Raw genomic sequence first — 20,048 nt, forward strand, 5'->3', positions numbered from 1 at the left:
AAGTCAGCCGCTGCCCCGCGCCTCCGTCCCGGTCGCCAAGGTGTATGCGCCGAGACCGATCAAGGCAAGACCGCCGGCCGCCCGCATCGCCTCCACCCGCCGTCGTGATCTCCCGAACCATTCCCGCGCGCTCCCCGCCGCGACAGCCCACACGCTGTCGCCCGCGATGGCGAGCACGGCGAACACGACGCCCAGAACGGCCATCTGAGCAGGAGCCGGCTGCCCTGGGTCAAGGAACTGCGGCAGGAGGGCCGAGAGGAACACGAGAGTCTTGGGGTTCGTCACGCCGAGTACGAACCCGGATGCGAGGTGTGCCCTGTGACGAGGTGGCCGCGTACCGGGAACGGCCTCCACCCATTCCCGCCGATGCCGAATCGACTGAACGCCGAGCCACACCAGATAGAGGCCACCGGCCACCTTCAGGACAGCAAGCACCCATGAGGCGGCGGCAAGCAGCGCGCCCAGGCCTACCGCGATCACCAGGCTCTGGACGGCGAGTCCCACGCCGTTTCCCAAGACGGTCAACAGCGCGCTCCTGCGCCCGTCCGAGAGGGCGCGGCCGATCGTGAACAGGACACTCGGCCCCGGGATCGCGACGATGAGCGCCGCCACCGGCACGAAGGCGACGACCGCTGCGATGGACACCATGACCACAAGCTACTCCGCGGCGTGCGGCACCAGAAAGGGCCGACTGTTAACACCTGTTACATGATCAGTTGCCCCAAGAAACCGTTTTCGGAAAACTCGCACGTGGAATCAAGAGTTCCGGTGACAAGCCCTGGCTCGCCGGACGGCAACCCTCCAGCTGTAGTGGGGTGCTCCAGGTGAAGATTCGACGGCGCCGACCACCCGGCGTCGTAAGTATGGCGCTAGCGAGCCCTGCGCCGCGATCAGAAGGACCACCATGGCCCAACAACTCCTCGCGAGTGCGCCGGCGCGCCTCGGCGAGTCCCTCCGCGCCAAGCGGCGCGTCCTCTCGTCCGCGTTCGTGGGCACCACCATCGAGTGGTACGACTTCTACCTCTACGGAACGGCGTCCGCCCTCGTCTTCGGCAAGCAGTTCTTCCCGGACGCGTCGCCCGTCGTGGGCATCCTCGCCTCGTTCGCGACCTACGCCGTCGGCTTCGTGGCCCGCCCCCTCGGCGGCATCATCTCCGGGCACCTCGGCGACCGCATCGGCCGCAAGTCGCTCCTCGTCTGGTCGCTCCTGACGATGGGCCTCGCCTCGTTCTTCATCGGACTCCTGCCGACGTACGCGGCAGTGGGCCTGCTGGCCGTCGTCGGCCTCGTGGTGCTCCGCCTGATTCAGGGGCTCTCGGCGGGGGCCGAGTGGGGCGGCTCGGCCCTCCTGTCCGTCGAACACGCACCCCCGGCCCGCAGAGGCTTCTTCGGCTCGTTCACGCAGGTGGGGTCCGCAGCGGGCATGCTCCTCGCCTCGGGTGCGTTCGCCGTCATCCAAGCGGTTCTCACGCCCGAGCAATTCCAGGCGTTCGGCTGGCGCATCCCCTTCCTGCTCTCCGGAGTCCTCGTGGCCATCGGCCTGTGGATCCGCCTCGGGGTCAAGGATGCCGACGAATTCCTCGAACTGCGCGAGCAGGAGCGCGTCGCCAAGCATCCGGTCCGCCGCGCGCTCCGCGAGCACCCGCGCGGAATCCTCGTGACCATCGGCCTCCGGCTGGTGCAGCCCGCCCTCTACAGCCTCATCACCGTGTACATGCTCGGCTACCTCAAGACCCGGCGAGGCGACACCGGCGCCGGCCTGACCGCCGTGCTCATCGTGTCCGCCGTCGGCATCCTCTCCGGCCCGTTCTGGGGCTGGCTCTCGGATCGCGTCGGTCGCCGCCGGATGGCGGTTGCGAGCGCGATCGGGATCGGCGTCTTCGTCTGGCCGTTCTTCTGGTTCCTGGACCACGGTTCGCTTGCGCTCCTTCCGCTCATCCTGCTGCTCGGCATGAACGTCCTCCACGACGCCATTTACGGCCCGCAGGCGGCGTGGTTCGCCGAGCAGTTCCCGGTTGACCTCCGCTACAGCGGCGTGTCCTTCGGCTATCAGGTGGGCACCGTGCTCTCGGGCGGCATCACGCCGTTTGTCGCCGCGGCGCTCCTCGAAGCGGGCGGCGGGCAGCCCTGGCTCATCTGCGGCTTCTTCGTGCTCCTCGCCGTGCTGTCCACGGCGGCCGCCCTCGCCGCCAAGGACCCGATCCGCACCGCCCGAAAGGACCTGCCGTGACCAAGCCCCTGCTTCTGAACGCCTTCGAAATGCTCACGCCCGTGCACCAGTCGCCGGGGCTGTGGCGGCATCCGGACTCGCAGGCGGCCCGATTCGCCGAGCTGGACTACTGGACCGACCTCGCGCGGGCGCTGGAAGACGGCGGGTTCCACGGGATCTTCTTCGCCGACGTGCTCGGCCAGTACGACGTCTACGGCGGCAGCGCCGACGAGGCCGTGCGCGGCGGTGTGCAGTACCCCCTGCTGGACCCGCTGCTCATCGTTTCGGCGCTCGCCGCCGCGACAGAGCGGCTTGGCTTCGGCATCACGGCCTCGGTGACGTACGAGCAGCCCTATCTTCTGGCGCGCAAGTTCGGCACGCTGGATCACCTCACGAAGGGCCGCGTCGGCTGGAACATTGTGACGTCCTATCAGGAGTCCGCCGCGCGGAACTTGGGGCTCGGCCGCCAGCTCCCGCACGACGAGCGCTACGACCGCGCCGAGGAATTCATGGACGTCGTCTACAAGCTGTGGGAGGCGTCGGTCGACGACGACGCCATCCGGGCCGACGCCGTCGCCAATGTCCTCGTGGACCCTGCGGGGGTCCGCGGGATCGGGCACGAAGGGGCGGGCTACAGCGTGCCGGGCCCCGCGCTCGTTGGCCCGTCGCCGCAGCGGACTCCGCTGCTGTTCCAGGCGGGTGCCTCGTCGCGCGGCAAGGCCTTCGCCGCGAAGCACGCGGAAGCGGTGTTCTTCTCGAGCTCCACGCCGGCCCAGGCGCGGAAGTTCATCGAGGGCCTGCGCGCCGAGCTCGTCGGGGCCGGGCGGGCCGCAGACTCCGTCAAGGTGTTCAACCTGGCCACCGTGATCGTCGCCGAGACGGACGAGGCGGCCGCCGCGAAGCTCGCCGACTATGAGGCGTACGTGGACACGGACGCGGCGCTCGCGCTGTTCGCTGGCTGGACCGGCATCGACCTCTCAGGCCTCGACCAGGACGCGCCGCTCGAATACATCAAGAGCGAGGCGAACCAATCGGCGCTCGCGCAGTTCACCACCCTTGATCCCGAGCGGAACTGGACACTCCGCGAGGTGGCGAAGTTCGTCTCGATCGGCGGGCGCGGCCCGGTCGTCGTGGGCTCGCCGACGACGATCGCCGACGAATTCGAGCGCTGGGTCGAGGAAGCCGGTGTGGACGGCTTCAACCTCACCTCCGCCGTCCGGCCCGCCGACCTCCTCGAGTTCGCGCGCCTCGTCTCACCCGAGCTCCGGCGGCGCGGCCTGCTCGCCGAGGGCGCGGAAGGCGCAACCTTCCGAGAGACCATCCTCGGCGCCGGGCCGCGGCTCGCCGCTGACCATCCGGGTTTGCGCGCGGCGGGGGTCGCCGTCGAGGCGTAGTGCCTAGAATCGCGTATGGCCAGAACCCCTTCTGCCGCCGCCTTCAACGCTGCCCACGCCGGCCGCTTCCCTGAGCTGGGGAAGCTGCCCGGCGTCGCCGAGGTCCGCCTGCAGGGTGACTTCGTCTTCGAGGAGCAGTACTTCGACACGTTTGATCTGCGGCTCGCCTCCAAAGGCATCGTTCTCTACCGGAAGTCGGGCGGTCCGGGCCAGGGCTGGCATCTTGAGCGGCCGGGTGTGCCGGAGCAGGTCGAGCCGTTGGGCACGCGAAGCGACCCACCCGAGGCCCTGACGGGGCAGCTGCAGTTCTACCTCCGCGGCAACCCCGTGGTGCCGAGCGTAGAGGTCACGATCGTCCGACGCGTCTCGCATCTTCTCGGTCCGGAGGAGACCCCCATCGGCTCCGTGGGCGACGAGCATCACCGCGCCGAACCGCTTCTCGCCGACGGAGAGCCGCGCGCGTGGCGGCTGTGGGACTACGCGGTTGCGGAGCGCGGCAACGGGATCGCGGACGATCTTCGCGACGTCTTCCTGGACGCAGGGGCTCGCCCGCTCAAGCGGAGCGATTCGCTTCTGTCCGTCCGGAGGGCGCGCCGCACGGGCGCGAAACAGGCCCCATCGCGGCTCAAGGGCAAGGCCGCGCGCGTCTTCGCCGCGTACGTCGGCGAGCAGCTGGCGCAACTCGAGCAGCTCGATCCCGACGCCCGCTCGGGCGATCCCGAGGCGATCCACCGGCTCCGCGTAGCCCTCCGTCGCCTCCGGACCGCCCTTTCTGCGTTCCGGAAAGATCTCGACGGCGATGCCCGCCGGACGCTGAACGACGAGCTCCAGTGGCTGTGCAGGGTTCTCGGGCAGGTGCGGGACACCGCCGTGATGAAGGAGCGGCTGCGCGGGCGCCTGCGGGACGAAGCGCCGGAGCTCGTGCTCGGGCCGGTGGGCCAGGCCATCGACGAATACCTCGGGGCGGAGCACCGCGCCGCGGCCGAGGCCCTCGCCGAGGCGCTGGCGTCAGAGCGCTATTTCCGGCTTCTCGACGCGCTCGACCGGATCGCTTGGGTGGGGGACGACGGCGGGGAGCGCTTCGCCACGAAGCCGAGGGTCGCCGTCGTCGTTCGCCGGGACGCGCGCCGCCTGCGCGCCGCGATGTCTGCGCTCGCGGAGGCCGACGGCGGTGCTGCCGCCGGGCAGGGCCGTGAGGCGCACGACCGAGCCCTGCACGAGGTGCGCAAGGCCGCGAAGAAAGTCCGCTACGCTGCCGAGCTCGCACAGCCCTTCGGGCGCAAGAAGGCGCGACGGGTCCGGAAGAAGGCCGCGAGGATCCAGAAGGTGCTGGGAGAGCACCAGGACTGCGTGGTCACAGCGGACCTCCTGCGCCGGCTCGCCATCGACGCCTACGGGCGTGGGGAGAATGCCTTCACGTTCGGCAGGCTTCATGCCCGCGAGCTCGAGCTCGCGGCGCAGGCCGAGGCGGAGTTCGAGCAGCTCCGCAGGAAGCTTCCGACGAAGCTGGGCGGACGGCTGTGACCCGCCCAGAATAGACGCATGGCGACGGTACTTGTGACCGGCGGCACCGGGTTCATCGGTGCCCATGCGATAGCCCAGCTCCTCGAGGCCGGGCACGAAGTCAAGACGACCATACGTTCGCTCGACGGCAGAGCCGACGTCGAGCACATGCTCTCCGTGGCCGAGGCCCCGCACCCCGAGCGGGTCGCCTACTTCGCGGCGAATCTCATGCACGACGACGGATGGGCCGCCGCCGCTGAAGGCGCCGAGTACGTGCTCCACGTCGCGTCGCCGTTCCCCACGACGCAGCCGAAGGACGCGGACGAGCTCGTGGTGCCTGCCCGCGAAGGGGCGCTCCGGGTACTGCGCGCCGCTCGGGAAGCGGGGGCGAAGCGCGTGGTGCTGACCTCGTCCTTCGCGGCCGTGGGCTACGGCCACGGGCCGTTGGGCCGCCCGCTCAATGAGGTCGACTGGACGAATCTCGACCGGGGAAATCCGACGCCCTACGTTCGATCGAAGACCATTGCCGAGCGGTCCGCGTGGGACTTCATCGACAAAGAGGGCGGCGGCCTCGAATTGTCCGTGGTGAATCCCGTCGCGGTTCTGGGGCCAGTCCTTGGGGCCGACTATTCGAATTCCATTCGGATTGTCATTGCCCTCATGAAGGGGTGGCTGCCCGTTGCGCCGCCGGTGTGGATGAATGTCGTGGACGTCCGGGACGTGGTGGACCTGCATCTCAAGGCCATGACCGCTCCGGGCGCCGCTGGCCAGCGTTTCATCGCCGTGGCGGGCGAGCCCATCTCGTTCCGTCAGCTCGGGGTTGCCCTTCACGAGGCGCTCGGCGACGCGGCGGCGAAGCCCCCGCGAGGTACCGCGCCCGCGTGGCTCGTACGTGCGCTCGCGCGGTTCGTCCCACCGCTGCAGGAGCTCGTGCCGCAGCTCAACGTAGTGCGTCGGGCGAGCAGCGCGAAGGCGCGCGCAGAGCTCGGGTGGGCGCCGCGATCCAGTCGGGAAGCCGCCGTCGCGACCGGGGAGAGCCTGGTGCGGCTCGGGATCCTGGCGAACTAACGCCCCCGGGCCGCCAGCTGCTCTTGCCGACGCTATGTGGTTGTGGCTTGTGTGAGGCTCTACCGAAGCGCCTCACAGATGATCCGGCTCACCTCCGACTCTGCTGCACCGATCGCCTCCGCAATCCGCCCGGGGCAGGCGCCTCTCTGGACAGCGTTGACGATGGCATCGTTCCGCGCGGCCCTGGCTTCCGCCGAGGCGGTTTCGGCGGCAAGGAGGGCATTGTGAGCGCTCGTGGCCCGGGCGAGGGCCAGGGTCCACGGAACACTGATCCGGCCGAGATCTTCCCGCAGCGTTTGCTCATCCCATGGGTAGATCGCGTCCTCGTCCGCGTCGCCTCGGACGATCTGGCCGTCTCCGGTCAGCAGGTATCCGTACGGCTCGAGGATCGAGTTGGCCGCGTACCTGTATTCGGCAGCCGCAGCCTCAGCGAGCATCGCCCGCTGGGCTTCCGTGAGGTCGAATTCCTTGGGGTCGTAATCGGTTGCCTCCTCTAGGGTGCAGCCGAGGAATTCAGTGATGGTCATTCGGGTCGGTTCGGGCATCGTGCGCCCCCTTATCAGACTGTTCTTCGTAGCCCATTGGTGCTGGACGTTGTTCACTTGCTGCACCGGGTTCTGTGTGGGTGGCCTGGCATGGCCCCAGCGCCACGCCAGGCCACCTCGTGCCACGCGTGGGCCACCTCCGCAGCCCTCAAGCGTGCGTGGTTGCTACATGGGGTCGGGCCAGTTGCCGACGGCCCGTGAGGCCGGTCCGCTGAGCAGCGCCCGGCAGGCAAGGGTATTCACGGTCTCATCTCCTGACTGGATGCAATGCGCACGTGGGCGCAGGGACGTCATGTCCGCCCGACGATGGGCAGACCCGTCCCCTCTCAGTCGGGAGTGGACCCGGGATCGAAGGCCGGGGACGGCGGAAGAAGGCCGCCATCCCGCCGGTTGCGGGAGGAGACTAGCAGGAGCGGAACGAGGATGAACGCTGACGCGAGTGTCGCAGGACTCGTGAGCCATCCTCCGAAAGATCCGGCGTTCCCCGCGCTCAACCACATCGGCTGGTCGAGCAGCAAGGGCGACCATGGTTCGCCGGGCGAGCCGGGGGGAGAGCCGTTTCCTGCGGAGTGGAGCCCGCCCTGGGGTGCCGTCGCGACACCTAGAACGGACCAGTCCCACGCAGGGACACCGTGTGCCGTGACGGCGGCGCTGCCTGCAGCCAGTGCGTCGCCTGCGGGTCGCGCGTCGGGCGCGGCCGGCGAGGCGGCGAGGACTGCAGCGTGCTCGGCGTCGGCATCGGCGGTGGGGATGGACGGCGGTGCTGCTTCACTGACGGCAGCGGGGACCGGTACCGCTTGATCGCCGGATCCGGGGACCGGTGCCGGCTGGGTGACGGGTGTGACGGGCGTGGTGATCGGCGGTGGAAGCGGGTTTGAAACAGCGCCGCCGAGGGTGTTGCCCACGCTGCTGATCGTCTGCGCGACCTCCGACGTGGTGCCGTTCACCACGGGGGCGAGCGGTGCCAGTGGGCCGCTCAGCACTGGTCCCGCGAGGGAAGGCACGGCGTCCACGGTCGAGGAGAGCGCCGTCGTCGTGCTCTGAACCAGGGTCGAGCCTGCTGACTCGGCGTGAGGCACCGCCGCGACGGTGCCACTCGCCACGGTGCCACTCGTGGCGTCCGAAACCGTGCTCGTGAGGGGAGCAACCGTGCTCGTGACGGGGGCCGTCACGGTGGTGACGGGGGTCGATGTCGTGGTCCCGACAAGATCACCGGTGCCGAGGAGGTCGCTCGATGCACAGGCAGCAGCGCCTGAGAGGAGCAACCAGCCGAGGCCTAGCCCCGCCGCGACGGAGGCGTGCCGGACCACGGCTAGAGCACGAAGTCGCGCCGTTGGCGGCAACCGCATGTCTCCACCTCCCCAGCCTCCAGGTTCGGTCGTGCACGCGAGAAAACCATGGTAGGTCTGGTGATACTGACAGCACTAGTGTCGGATCAGGGAAATCCCACCTTGAGCAGCCTGTTTTCCCACATCTGAGGGTCCTATACATAATCGCGCATCATGTATCTTCTTTGCCTTTTAGAATACGATTTCCCTTATGGCAAAGCGGACCGACGCCGAGACTCTCTCGAATCACCTCAGGGATGCCCTGCGCCGGGACATCCTGTCCGGGCAATGGTCGCCCGGCGCAAAACTCCAGCTGACGGCGCTGTCCGAGCACTACGAGACGAGCAGCACGGTGGTCAGGGAAGCCCTCACGCGGCTCGTCGGTGATCGGCTCGTCCTCCTGCGTCCGAACCGCGGGTTCTTCGTCCCCGAGCTCTCGCTCGCGGACCTCGAGGACATCACCGAGATGCGGTGCGTCAACGAGGAGCTCGCGGTGCGATTGGCCGTCGAGCGGGGAACGCTCGAATGGGAGTCGGAGCTGATTGCCGCCCATCACACCCTCGAGAGGACCCAGCGCAGAGACCCGGAGAATCCCGATCTGCACACTCAAGCCTGGAATGACGCGCATCAGGCGTTCCACGCCAAGCTCATCGAGGCCTGCCGCGTGCCGGTCCTGATCGATCTCACGAACGTGCTCTCCGACCTCAGCCAGCTGTATGGCCGCTGGGCCGGGATGGCCACTCGCAATGCTCCGCGCGACATCGAGCAGGAGCATCGGGACATCCTCGCCGCGGCCCTTGCGCGAGACCCGCGGCTCACCGCGGCCCTCCTCCGGGCGCATTATCAGACCACCATGGCGGCGGTTCGCAACGCTGGAGAGGTCGGGCTCCGGGCCAGCGTCTAGGCCTTCCCCTAGATTATGCAAAATCTTTGCGATAGTGTTTTCTTGAGCACTTGGAGCAAAGGAGCATGCCATGGCGTGGGGACTGATCAGCGAGATGGGCCATGTGGCCATCCAGACCACCGACCTCGGAGCGGCAGTCGCCGACGCCACTGAGCTCTTGGGACTCCGGGTCACGGAGCGGCGCAACGGCGAGGTCTACCTCGCGGCCAACGCGGTGCATCACGAGCTCGTCTACGTCGAGTCGAGCCGCAACGGCATCCACGCCCTCGGCCTCGTCGCCCGCGACGGCGACGCGCTGGCCGAGATCCGTCGCCGGGTCGAGGCCGAGAATCTCGAGATCCTCTCGAACCGGCCGTTGAGCGCCGGAGTCGCGGACGGGTTCGCGTTCGTGGGCCCCGAGGGCTGGATCTTCGAGGTCTACACCGGGATGCAGCGCGCCGAGCGGGGAGCGCTCTCATTCGGCCCCGACCGCTACGGCCACATCAACTTCCACCCGCAGGACGTGCGCGGCATGATGCTCTTCCTCTCGCGCGTCTTCGACTTCCGGCTCTCCGACGTCATCGGCGACGACTTCGCGTACTTCATGCGCTGCAACCCCGACCATCACGGGATCGCGCTCATCAAAGGCCGCGGGACCTTCCACCATCACGCGTGGCAGACCCAATCCGTCGCCGACCTCGCCAAGCTCGGTGACCGGCTCCATCGGCAGGGCCGCGAACTCATCTGGGGCCCCGTCCGCCACGGCGCAGGCCACAACATCGCGGCGTACTACGTCGAGTCCTCGGGCGCCGTCGTCGAGCTCTACACGGACCTCGAGCAGATCTACGACGACGACCGTGCACCGGTCGTGTGGGGCCAGGACGAGAACTGGTACAACATGTGGTCCGACCGGCGCCCCGAAGACTTCCGCACCTTCGGCATCCCACCCGTCGACCACAGCTTCTGATCTTTCCCAAGCCAACCCTTCGAAAGGCCACCCATGAACTACGTCTCCTTCACCGCGCCCGACGGCACCGCTACGTGGGGCGTCTCCCGCGAGGGCCGCGTCTACGATCTGGGCCCCAGCGGGACCGGGACCGCTGCGAGCCTCAAGGAGCTCGTCGTCGTCGGCCGTTTCGGGAAGCTCGCCGAGGCTGAGGTGCTTGCCGCGCCCTCGTACGACGAGGCTGAGATCGCCTTCCTCCCGCCGATCACCGACCCGGCGAAGATCCTGTGCATCGGCGTGAACTACCGCAGCCATCAGGAGGAGACCGGCAAGACGAAACAGAAGGCGCCCACGGTCTTCACCCGGTTCGCAGACTCTCAGATGGGCCACCTTGCGCCCGCGCTCATGCCCGAGTCGACCACGCAGTACGACTATGAGGGCGAGATGGCGCTGGTCATCTCGAAGGACGCCTACCGGGTCTCCGCCGAGGACGCGTGGGATCACGTGGCCGGGTACGCGGCGTACAACGACTTCTCGGTGCGTGACTGGCAGCTCGCAGCGACGCAGTGGACCCCGGGCAAGAACTTCCCCGGCACCGGTGCCTTCGGGCCGTATCTGGTTCCGGCCACGGACCTCGGCGACGTCGACCAGCTCAAGCTGGAGACCCGGGTCAACGGCGAGGTTCGCCAGTCCGCATCGGTCGCCGACCTCTACTTCTCGATCCCGCAGATCATCGAGTACGTCACCGCGTGGACCAAGCTGTCGCCCGGCGACGTGATTGTCACCGGGACGCCGGGTGGCGTCGGCCTCTTCATGGAGCCGAAGGGCTTCCTGTCGGCGGGCGATGTCGTCGAGGTTGAGATCACGGGCCTCGGGACGCTCCGCAATACCGTCGCGCTGGACGCCGTGTGATGAACGGACCGCATTCGGCGGAGGTCTTGGTCCTCGGCGCGGGGCCCGTCGGCCTCACAGCCGCGTGTCTCCTGGCCGACGCCGGGGTGAGCGTCGCCGTCGTCGAGCAGCATCCGGGCACCGGCGACGAGCCGCGAGCCATCAGCGCGACCGACGAGGCGCTGCGCATCATGCAGCAGCTCGGCGTCTTGCCCGAGCTTGCTCTCGAGACGCTCCTCGACACGGGCGCGCGGTACACCGGCCGCCGCGGGCAGGTGCTCGCCGACGTGCGGCCGCCCCGCCCGCGGCTCGGCCAGCCGGGCAAGAGCCAGTTCGATCAGCCGGTCATGGAGGCGCTGCTCTGGGAAGCTGCGAAGAAGCGGCCAGGAATCGAGCTGCACTTCACTACCGAGGCGGTGGGGCTGACCCAGACGGACGACGGCGTGGAGCTCACCGCCGTGGGCCCGGAAGGTGCGGAGCTCGCCTTCCGCGCTTCTTGGCTTGTGGCGTGCGACGGCGGGCGGAGCTTCGCGCGGAAGGCGCTCGGCATCGGGCTTGAGGGTTCGACGCAGGTCGAGAAGTGGATCGTCGTCGACCTCCTCGACGCGGGCGAAGCCGAGCCCTACGCGTCGTTCCACTGCAACGGGAGGCGACCGGCCGTCGTCGTACCCGGGGTGAAAGGTCGGCGACGCTACGAGTTCATGCTGCTCCCCGGCGAGGATGAGGCCGTCATGCTCTCGGACGAGTCGATCCGCGCCCTCGTCGGCGAATACCAGGCCGTTGACGCCGTGGGGGTGCGCCGCGCCGCCGTCTATACCGCCCAGCAGCGCCTTGCCGAGAGGTGGCGCGTGGGGCGCGTTCTCCTCGCCGGCGATGCCGCGCACCTCATGCCCCCGTTCGCCGGGCAAGGGCTCAATGCGGGGCTTCGGGACGCGGCATCGCTTGCGTGGCGAGTTGCCGAAGTGGTGCACGGGCGCGCCGGAGAGCCTCTCCTCGACAGCTACGAGGCCGAGCGGAAGCCGCACGCCGCGGAGATGGTCAAGCTCTCGAAGCGGATCGGGTCGATCGTCATGAGCACGAACCCACTCGTGTGCGCCGTGCGGGACGCGGCGATCCCCGCGCTCGGTGTGGTGCCCCGGGCGAAGGCCTGGCTGACGGGGATGAAGTTCCTCCGGCAGCCGCGGTACGACGAAGGACTCGCAGTGCCTGTTGCGCCCGACGTGCCGGTGGCGGCTGCCGACTTCTTGGGGCGAGCGCTGCCGCAGCCGGACATCATGGCCGCCCACGGCGGTCCAGTCCTCAAGCTCGACGACGCCCTCGGTCGCGGTTTCGCCTGGCTGGCCGTGCTGGAGCCGGGGGAACTGACGGTCACCCGTCCTGGTGAGACGCCTTCTCGGTGGCGCACGCTTGACGGCCTTGTCGATCCCGCGATTCTCGACACCGCTGTGGGGCACGAACTGCTCGTGCGCCCCGATCGGTACGTCGCCGCCGTCGTCACCCCTGGCGAGCGGACGACGGCGATGCGCGCCTTGGCCCCCGAACTCCCCGGGCTCGTGGCGCAGTTTGAGGGCACCGAAGTGATGTGACCTGACCCCCTCGCCCCCGTTGCGCCGTCACCTCCGCAGGGTGGGGCCTTTTGCGCGTCCGATTCCGACCAGGTTTGCCCGCCCGATTCGGTGAGTTGCGGCGTGTCGGACGGTGGCGCGCCGGGCGGTCCTTTCGAAGATGGTCGGAATGCGCGGCCGGGTGGCGGCAGGCGAGGGACGACGACGGCGCTACCGCCCGCCGTCGTCCGCGCACCCTGCGGAGGTGACGGCGCAAGCGGTGGGACCCTTGACCCCCGCCGCGGCGCATGCTGTCCTGAACCGCACGGGCGCAACACTGCGTTCGTTCCCCTATTCGCCACAGCGAAGGAGTGCCATGGTCAACGGCGACCGCCGGAACGCTATCCACCGCCCGAACAGGGAAGACCTGTCCCAGGACTTTGCCGAGGGGCCCGAGGAGAAGGCCTGGGACGAGGAAGACGGCCTCTTCGACAGCGAGGAAATCGTCATCTCCTGACGCAAGAACAACGAGGCGCCGCAGGAAAACCCTGCGGCGCCTCGCTCGTGTGAGGGGGCCTAGACCGTCCCGCCGTGCCGGGCCACGACGTCACGCGCGAGCTTCTTGCCGAAGGCCGTGTGGGCAGCGAGGGCGGCCTGGGCCGCGTCGGCGTCGCGGGCGGCGAGGGCCTCGGTGAGGTCGCGGATGTGACTCGTCTCGAGCTGCCGCGACCACTCCTCGGCGGTGAGGGCCTGCCGCCAGACGGTGCCGATGCCGAGGCGGCGGAAGGCGTCGACGAGGGCCGCGGAACCGGCCACAGAGACGAGCCGGTTGTGGTACGCGACGTGGAGGGCGAGGAACCCGTCGAGCTGGCCTGTGGCGTCAGTGCGCAGCGCCTCGAGCTCGGCGACAATCCGCCGCAGCTCAGCCACATCAGCGTCGGTAAGGCGTCCCAGATGTGACGCGATGACGCCGGACTCGATCGTCGCCCGCCCGTCGTAGGCCGCGTCCGTAGTGTCGGCGGTGATCGGTTGCGGCTCGAGGAGGCCCTCGTCGTTGCGCATCACGAGCCCCTCGGCCGTGAGCTTCACGAGCGCGTTCTGCGCCTGCTCCGGCTCCGAGCGGATCGCCTCGCCGATCGCCACGGGATCAAGGACCGAGCCCAAAGCGGTCCGCCGCTTGAGCACCCAGTCTCGAACGCCGTCGTACGCCTTGACCTCGAGCACGCGCTCGAGCCGACCCATGGTGCCGCGGTAGTACGCGAGGGGCTGCCGATCCGCGGCGCTCGCCGATGCGACGAGACCGAGGAACACGGTGTGCGTGCCGCCGGTTGCGGTCTCGGCGATCCGGCATTCGATGGTCGCGAGAGCGCCGTCGAGCAGGGGCACTCCGTTCTCGGAGATCGTGTACGCGACGCCCGCGAACTTGTCCGGGCCCTTGCGGCCGAACTGCATCGCCAGATGAGCCTGGTCCTCCGCGAGGATGTTGATGCCGAAGACGCCCGCCTCGACGACCCGGTCATGGGTGGACGACGAGCGGTTGAGGCACGCGAGCATCATCGGCGGGTCCATCGAGAGCGAGGAGACGGCCGACGCCGTGGTCCCGTAGGGCTGGCCGTCCACGACTGTCGTGATGACCGTGACGCCCGAGGCGAAGTGGCCGACGACGTTGCGGAACACGATCGGGTCGACGACGGGGCTGTCCGTGGTCAGGGGTTGTGCGGTCATGGTGTCCTCCTTTGGACTGCTCTGGGAGAGCGGGGGGTCAATTGATGGTGAGTGCGTCGAGAAGCGGGCTCACCGTGGGGGCGCCAGGCAGCGCGAGTGCGAGCCCGAGGGCCTCATGGGCCAGCCCGGAGGGAAGGCCCGCGAATGCGGCGTTGGCGAGGAACTTCTCCTCGATGTCGCCTTGGGTGAGAGGGGAGTGGTGGCGATCCCCGAGCGGGGTCTCAACGCGCTCGCGGACGGTTTCGCCGCCTCGCAGCAGGACCTCGACCTCGGCGGTGAGGTATTCCTCGGGCGGGAGGGACGGGACGATGTCGACGGCGGCCGCCGCGGCTCCGAGTTGCGGGGCCGAGGCCGCGAGGAGATGCTCGGGGCGCACTGTCCCATGCGCGAGCGCCGCGACGGTCGTGAAGCGAAGGCTGAAGGCCGCGCTGACCTCAGGATTCCGCCCCGGATTCCACGGTGCGCCCACGAAACCCGCGGCGGTCCGAGGAGTCACGTGGACCCGGACGGTCTCGCAGTCCGCGAGCCGGATTCCGCGGGCGTAGAGCCGGGCCGCGGCGTCCAGGCTCGGCTGGCTTGCGCGGCACGAGCTCCACGGCTTGATCACCCGGTCCGCGCAGAACACCTCGCCGAGCCGCTCGAGCATGAGCGCCGGGTCCGGCTCGGCGCAGAAACGGTCGAGGAATCCGAAGCGCCCGGCGAGCGGATCATCCTCGCCGCGGTAGCCAAGGGCTGCGAGTTCGACGGCGGTGATCCCGGCGTGGGCGGCGAACGCCATCGGCAGACGGAACGCGGGCGCGTGGTCGAAGATCGGTGCCACCGACCCGCCGAGCTGCTGCAGCACGATGCCCCACGCGTCGACGAGCCCTTGCCCGTCGAGGCCGGCCAGACGCGCCGCGAGGGCGGTCGCCCCGAGGCCGTTGACGGTCCCCGTGTTGTCCTGGCCCGAATAGACGTCGAACCCGCTGCCGACGGCGAGGCGCGCCGTCACGTCGTCCGCGAGGACGAGCGCGTCCAGCAGCTGCGCGCCGCTCGCTCCGTGGCGCTCGGCCTCGGCGAGGGCCACCGGGACGGTGGTGCCGGTGATGTGCGCAGCAACCTCCTGACCCCCGGGCCCCTCGGCGCTCACGGGCTCGAAGTCGAACGACCGCGTGAGCACGCTCCCGGCGAACGCCGCTGTGCGGGACGGAACTCGGGCACTCGTGCCGAGGATCCGCGCGTCGCCCCTCCCGCCCCATGCCGCGGCCAGCGTGAGCAGCTTCTCCGCCCCCGGCGCCCTGTGCCCCGCGAGGGCGCACCCGAGCGCGTCGAGCACACGGACGACGGCGTTCTCCCGCGCTTCGTCGGGGATCTCGCCTGACGCTGTGCTCGTCACGTGCTCCGCCAGACGCTGGGTGAGGGCTGCCCTCGCTGCATCGCGAGAGGGGCGGGAGTGGGAGCGCGCGGTGGGGGCCGTCGTCGTCATCGTCTTCTCACGCGCCGGTGGGGACGACGTCGTCGAACTCGTCGGCGGGTGCCGGAACCGGGGCGATGCCGGCCTCGGCGAACATGGCGGCAAACGCGCCGGTCTCGCCCTTGGCTTGTGCCTTCTTGTGGTCGAGGGCGCGGGCGCGGCCGACGGAACCGAGGTAGAAGCGCTCGTAGAGCTCGATCCGGCTGCCGAGGGCCGATCCCGCGAAGTCCCACGCGGTGCGGAAGATGCGGGCGCGTTCCTCAGGGGCGATCCCGTTCGCGCCGGGCAGGTATTTGTGCAGGAGCGGGCCGAGGCGCGGGTCCTCGAAGGCGCGCGCGGTGGGCGTCGCGAGCAGGTTGTGCGAGCCCATGGTCTTGATGATGTCGTTGACGCGCGCCATCCAGATCGGGAGGACGGTGCGCAGGGACGAGATGTCGTCGTGGCAGAAGAAGGCCCCGCCGCCCCAATCGGACGCGCGGTTCTCGGCGTCGGCCACGACCGAGCGGGCGATGCGCAGGTATGAGTAGATCTCGCCGAGCAGGGAGGCGACATCCGGCTTGCCGTCGGTGGCGGTCACCTTGGCCATCTGGGTGCAGAGGTCGTAGGCGAATTCGAGCTTCACGGCGGCGCGGATGGCGGTCTGCTGCTGAGTGTTTCCGGTGGCCGTCGCCGCGTTGATGGCGTTGTACACGCCGAGGTCCCCGTCGATGAACACGCGGTCCCAGGGGACGAGAACGTCGTCGAAGATGATGACCGCGTCCTGCTCGTCGAACCGCGACGAGAACGGGCGGTCGGCGACGTCCATGTCCACCCCATAGTGGTCGCGGCACACGACGACGACGCCGCGGCTCGCGACCGGGATCGCGAAGGAGAGCGCGTACTCCTCGAAGCCTTTCTGGATGGGGGTCGCCGGGTACACGTACAGTTCGTCGGCGATCGGGCCGAGCGTCGCGAGCATCTTTGCGCCGCGGACGACGACGCCCTGCTCCGTCCGCTCCACGACGCGGAGCGTGAGCTCCTCGTTGATGCCCTGGAGCTCGCCCACACTCTTGTCGATCGCGGCGTGCACGATCGTGTGGGTGAGCGCGAGATCCTGCTCCTGGACGAGCCGCCAATAGGCCTCGAGGCGCTGGAAGTAGACCGGATCCCCTGACCGATCGTAGATGTCCTGCCGGCTCGCATGCCCGGCAAGGACGACGTTCACGTAGTCCGGGGTGCGGCCCAGCATGCCGTTCGAGTAGCGGGCCAGGCGGTCGAAGGCGCGATGCCGGCGTTCGATGTCCTCTCGGTTCCGTGGGCGCAGGAGCGAGACGTTGTGCTCCTGCCCCGTCTCGGGATCGATCATGAGGCAGTCGTCGGAGTACTTGTGCTGGTAGTCGAAGTAGCCCGCCATGCCGTTGAGCGATCCCGCGAACGCGGGGTGCACCGTGACATCGATCCGCTCGTCCCCGAGCCAGACCTCGCGGTCGTCCGCGAGTCCCGTGCGGTACTGGTTTCCGTTGCGTGCCGTCATCGCGACCTCCTTGTCCGTGACCCGAAGGCCAGAAAATATAATCTGTGAAGAAGATTACAAAGTTAGGCAGCGGAAGGCAAGGGGTAGGCGTAGTAACAACGTTGCTCGCCCCAAGAATATTTTTTCTTCCTGAAAATCTTTCTTTTCTTCTCGACCTGTGCCACTCTGGAGTGACTCAGCCCACTTCAACCCAGAAGGTCACCCCTATGAAGCACGCAACGTCGCGAGCTGGATCTGTCTCGGGCTCGTCGAACTCGGACTCGACCAACGCAGCGGAATCTCCCAACGCCTCGGATTCGCTCAACACCAAGGAACTCCGACGGGTTCTGGCCTCCAGCACCATCGGCTCGATCATCGAGTACTACGACTTCATCCTGTATGCGACCGCCGCATCGCTCATCTTCGACAAGGTCTTCTTCGCCAACCTGCCGCCCGCCGTCGCCCTGTTCGCCTCGTTCGGCACGCTCGCGGTGGGCTACATCGCCCGTCCGCTCGGCGGCCTGGTGTTCGGCCACTTCGGCGACCGGGTCAGCCGCAAGCGGATGCTCGTGGTCTCCATGCTCATGATGGGCTTCTCCACGGTGGCCATCGGCTTCCTGCCGACGCAGTCCGCCATCGGGCTCGCGGCACCGATCCTCCTCGTGATCCTGCGCGTGATCCAGGGCCTCTCGGTGGGCGGCGAATGGGGAGGTGCCACCCTCATGGCCCTCGAGCACGCGCCCCTCAAGAAGCGCGGATTCGCCGCGGCCTTCGCCAACTCCGGCGGACCGGCCGGCGGTCTCGTGGCCACCTTCGTGGTCTCCGCGGTGTCGGCACTCACCGGCAAGGCATTCCTCGACTGGGGCTGGCGGATCCCGTTCGTGGTCTCCGCCGCGCTGATCCTCGTGGGCCTCGTCATCCGCCTTAGGGTGGCCGAGTCGCCGGTCTTCCAGACCCTCGACGCGAAGGCGGTCGAGCTGCACAGGAAGCGCAGCCTCCCGGCCGCCGAGGTCTTCCGGAAGCACTGGCGCCCGCTCGTGCTCACGCTGATCGGCTCGCTCGGCTTCTACACGTGCCAAGGCTTCCTCACCTCGTGGGGCGTGTCCGTGGCCGCTGACGAGGGCGTCTCCCGCGAGGGCATTCTCAACGTCAAGGGGATCGCGGCCGTGGTGACGATCATCTTCTGCTTCGCCGCAGCGCGGTTGAGCGACCGGATCGGCCGCCGCGCGGTGCTCACGATCGGCGGCGTGCTCGGCGTCCTGTGGGTCTACCCGGCGCTCGCGCTCCTGCAGAACGGGACGCTCTGGGGCTTCACCGTCGCCGTCGTGGTGGGCAACGGTGCCATCCAGGGCATCCTCGCCGGCCCGATCGGGGCTTACATCTCCGAGCAGTTCCCGGCGCATGTCCGCTACACCGGTGCGTCGCTCTCCTATCAGACGGCCTCCACCCTCGGCGCTGGCCTCACCCCGATGCTAGCGACGGCGCTGGTCATGGTCTCTGGGGGAAGCTTCGTCCTCGTCGGCGTGGCCTGGGCCGTGATTCTGGCCGCCGGAGTCGTGGCCGTGCGCCTGAGCCGTGAGGGTACGCGGCTGGGTCCAGAGGCCGATGCCATGCCCGGCACAGCCCAGGACGAGCGCGCCCTCGCGGGCTGAGCCCATCCGAAAGACTCTTCCCGGGCCCCTGCGGCCCGGAGTGTGAAAGGAACCCCGATGACAAACGCGCGCGGACACCACATGGTCCTGACCACCTTCATGCTACCCGCCGGCTACCACAAGGACAGCTGGCGCATGGAGGGCAGCCGGGCCGACGAGCTGGGCAACTTCGCGTTCGTCGCGGACCTCACCCGCATGGCGGAGGAGGCAAAGCTCGACGCCGTCTTCTTCGGCGACATCGCCCACGCCAACACGGTGCTCCGCGGCGACATCAAGATGAACGGCTTCTACGAGCCGATGACGACGCTCGCCGCCCTGGCAGCTGTCACGAAGAACATCGGCCTCATCGGCACCCTCTCCACCTCGTTCTACGAGCCCTACAACGTGGCACGACTCCTAGCCGGCGTGGACCACATGTCAGGCGGACGGGCCGGCTGGAACATCGTGACGAGCTCGGACGGCTTCCAGAACTTCGGGCTCACCGAGGCCCCTGACGGCCCCACCCGCTACCGTCGCGCCGAGGAATTCGTCGAGGTCGTGCAGAAGCTCTGGGACAGCTGGGAGGAGGACGCCGTCATCAACGACCGCGCGAGCGGCTGGTATGTGGACCCCTCCAAGCTCCACACGATCGACCACATCGGCGAGTACTTCCGCGTCGAGGGCCCGTTGCCGGGCCCCCGCTCGCCGCAGGGCCGGCCCGTGCTGGTCCAAGCCGGATCGTCCGGCCCCGGTGTCGAGCTCGGGACCTCGGTGGCGGACGCGATCTACACTGCCCAGCCGCAGCTCGAGCCCTCCGTTCAGTTCTACGCGGACTTCAAGGCAAAGGCCGCCGCGAAGGGCCGGAATCCAGAGCTCATCAAGATCATCCCCGGAATTCTCCCGATCCTCGGCGATACGCAAGCCGAAGCGGACGACCTCGCCGAGGAACTTGCACGCAACCTCCACATGGAGAACGGGCGGCGCCAGGTCGGCGCGGACCTCAAGCTGGACCTCAGCTCGCTCGACCTCGAGGAGCGCATCCCCGCAGAGTGGTTCAGCGAGGACCCGGCAAGGGGCTCGCGCTACCACATCTACCGGCGCAAGAGCGTGGACCAGGGCATGACGCTGCGCGAGCTCATCGTGGACCTCGCCCGTTCGACCGGTCACCAGTGGATGGCCGGCACCCCCGGCGCTGTGGCGGACAGGATGATCGAGTGGTTCGAGGCGCGGGCGTGCGACGGCTTCAACCTCAACGCGCCCTTCAACCCCGCCGGCTTCAAGCTCATCTGCGACAAGCTCGTCCCCGAACTGCAGGAGCGCGGCTACTTCCGGCACGAGTACGAGGGCACCACGCTGCGCGAGAACCTCGGACTCCCGTACCCGTCGGCCAAGAGGACAGCGGCGCTCGCCTGAGCCAGCTGCAGAGAAGAAGGAAG

The 20,048-nt window shown here is 68.8% G+C and carries 17 protein-coding genes and 1 riboswitch; of the genes, 11 read left to right on the forward strand and 6 right to left on the reverse strand.

The genetic code is table 11. The features are described from left to right. Positions 1-3: 3 nt before the first annotated feature. The gene (locus E5679_RS17030) at positions 4-648 is read right to left on the reverse strand and encodes a LysE family translocator (RefSeq protein WP_138418074.1); all 645 of its coding nucleotides are present in this window, start codon (positions 646-648) and stop codon (positions 4-6) included. A gap of 106 nt (positions 649-754) precedes the next feature. Beyond that, positions 755-870: riboswitch (SAM riboswitch) on the forward strand. Between the two features lie 34 nt (positions 871-904). Here E5679_RS17030 and E5679_RS17035 point away from each other — a divergent pair. From E5679_RS17035 to E5679_RS17050, 4 genes are read left to right on the forward strand one after another with little or no spacing between them, the layout of a single operon-like run. Continuing rightward, the gene (locus tag E5679_RS17035; protein ID WP_138418076.1) at positions 905-2,230 is read left to right on the forward strand and encodes an MFS transporter; all 1,326 of its coding nucleotides are present in this window, start codon (positions 905-907) and stop codon (positions 2,228-2,230) included. Then, positions 2,227-3,603, forward strand: a complete 1,377-nt coding sequence (locus tag E5679_RS17040) for an LLM class flavin-dependent oxidoreductase (RefSeq protein ID WP_138418077.1) — start codon at positions 2,227-2,229, stop codon at positions 3,601-3,603. The genes E5679_RS17035 and E5679_RS17040 overlap by 4 nt, the downstream gene beginning before the upstream one ends. Before the next feature lie 15 nt (positions 3,604-3,618). After that, positions 3,619-5,127: a CYTH and CHAD domain-containing protein gene (locus E5679_RS17045; RefSeq protein WP_138418079.1), complete on the forward strand. Its 1,509-nt coding sequence runs from the start codon at positions 3,619-3,621 to the stop codon at positions 5,125-5,127. 18 nt (positions 5,128-5,145) lie between these two features. Continuing rightward, positions 5,146-6,174: an NAD-dependent epimerase/dehydratase family protein gene (locus E5679_RS17050; protein WP_138418081.1), complete on the forward strand. Its 1,029-nt coding sequence runs from the start codon at positions 5,146-5,148 to the stop codon at positions 6,172-6,174. Positions 6,175-6,233: 59 nt separating this feature from the next. Here E5679_RS17050 and E5679_RS17055 read toward each other — a convergent pair whose 3' ends face one another. Both E5679_RS17055 and E5679_RS17060 read right to left on the reverse strand, forming a co-directional pair. Then, positions 6,234-6,719, reverse strand: a complete 486-nt coding sequence (locus E5679_RS17055) for a hypothetical protein (RefSeq protein WP_138418083.1) — start codon at positions 6,717-6,719, stop codon at positions 6,234-6,236. A 326-nt stretch (positions 6,720-7,045) separates the two neighbouring features. Beyond that, positions 7,046-8,068 carry a collagen-like triple helix repeat-containing protein gene (locus E5679_RS17060; RefSeq protein ID WP_138418085.1) on the reverse strand — a complete coding sequence of 341 codons (1,023 nt, stop codon included), beginning with the start codon at positions 8,066-8,068 and terminating at the stop codon, positions 7,046-7,048. 190 nt (positions 8,069-8,258) lie between these two features. Here E5679_RS17060 and E5679_RS17065 point away from each other — a divergent pair, with 190 nt between their 5' ends. From E5679_RS17065 to E5679_RS17085, 5 genes are all read left to right on the forward strand, one after another. Then, positions 8,259-8,951 (forward strand): GntR family transcriptional regulator, encoded by a 693-nt coding sequence (locus E5679_RS17065; protein WP_138418087.1) that lies wholly within the window; start codon positions 8,259-8,261, stop codon positions 8,949-8,951. A 70-nt stretch (positions 8,952-9,021) separates the two neighbouring features. Next, positions 9,022-9,897 carry a VOC family protein gene (locus E5679_RS17070; RefSeq protein ID WP_138418089.1) on the forward strand — a complete coding sequence of 292 codons (876 nt, stop codon included), beginning with the start codon at positions 9,022-9,024 and terminating at the stop codon, positions 9,895-9,897. Between the two features lie 33 nt (positions 9,898-9,930). Beyond that, positions 9,931-10,788 carry a fumarylacetoacetate hydrolase family protein gene (locus tag E5679_RS17075; protein ID WP_138418091.1) on the forward strand — a complete coding sequence of 286 codons (858 nt, stop codon included), beginning with the start codon at positions 9,931-9,933 and terminating at the stop codon, positions 10,786-10,788. Next, complete coding sequence (locus E5679_RS17080) at positions 10,788-12,353, forward strand: FAD-dependent monooxygenase (RefSeq protein WP_138418093.1); 1,566 nt, start codon at positions 10,788-10,790, stop codon at positions 12,351-12,353. Before E5679_RS17075 ends, E5679_RS17080 begins: the two co-directional genes overlap by 1 nt. 148 nt (positions 12,354-12,501) lie before the next feature. Then, a complete protein-coding gene (locus E5679_RS17085; RefSeq protein WP_171042427.1) occupies positions 12,502-12,828 on the forward strand; it encodes a hypothetical protein in 327 nt (108 codons plus the stop codon). A 59-nt stretch (positions 12,829-12,887) separates the two neighbouring features. Here E5679_RS17085 and E5679_RS17090 read toward each other — a convergent pair whose 3' ends face one another. The 3 genes from E5679_RS17090 to E5679_RS17100 are packed head-to-tail and all read right to left on the reverse strand — an operon-like array spanning position 12,888 to position 17,002. Then, positions 12,888-14,036, reverse strand: coding sequence for a flavin reductase (locus E5679_RS17090; RefSeq protein WP_138418097.1), 1,149 nt, complete (start codon positions 14,034-14,036; stop codon positions 12,888-12,890). Positions 14,037-14,073: 37 nt separating this feature from the next. Continuing rightward, positions 14,074-15,501: an MmgE/PrpD family protein gene (locus E5679_RS17095; protein ID WP_138418099.1), complete on the reverse strand. Its 1,428-nt coding sequence runs from the start codon at positions 15,499-15,501 to the stop codon at positions 14,074-14,076. Positions 15,502-15,508: 7 nt separating this feature from the next. Beyond that, positions 15,509-17,002, reverse strand: a complete 1,494-nt coding sequence (locus E5679_RS17100; RefSeq protein WP_138418101.1) for a 4-hydroxyphenylacetate 3-hydroxylase N-terminal domain-containing protein — start codon at positions 17,000-17,002, stop codon at positions 15,509-15,511. Between the two features lie 206 nt (positions 17,003-17,208). Here E5679_RS17100 and E5679_RS17105 point away from each other — a divergent pair, with 206 nt between their 5' ends. Both E5679_RS17105 and E5679_RS17110 read left to right on the forward strand, forming a co-directional pair. Next, entirely contained in the window at positions 17,209-18,633 is a 1,425-nt protein-coding gene (locus E5679_RS17105) for an MFS transporter (RefSeq protein ID WP_138418103.1), read from the forward strand. 57 nt (positions 18,634-18,690) lie between these two features. Continuing rightward, a complete protein-coding gene (locus tag E5679_RS17110) occupies positions 18,691-20,025 on the forward strand; it encodes an NtaA/DmoA family FMN-dependent monooxygenase (protein ID WP_138418105.1) in 1,335 nt (444 codons plus the stop codon). The last annotated feature ends 23 nt before the right edge of the window (positions 20,026-20,048 follow it).

Origin of the sequence: Sinomonas gamaensis, assembly GCF_005876955.1 — a bacterium.
Taxonomy (GTDB): domain Bacteria; phylum Actinomycetota; class Actinomycetes; order Actinomycetales; family Micrococcaceae; genus Sinomonas; species Sinomonas gamaensis.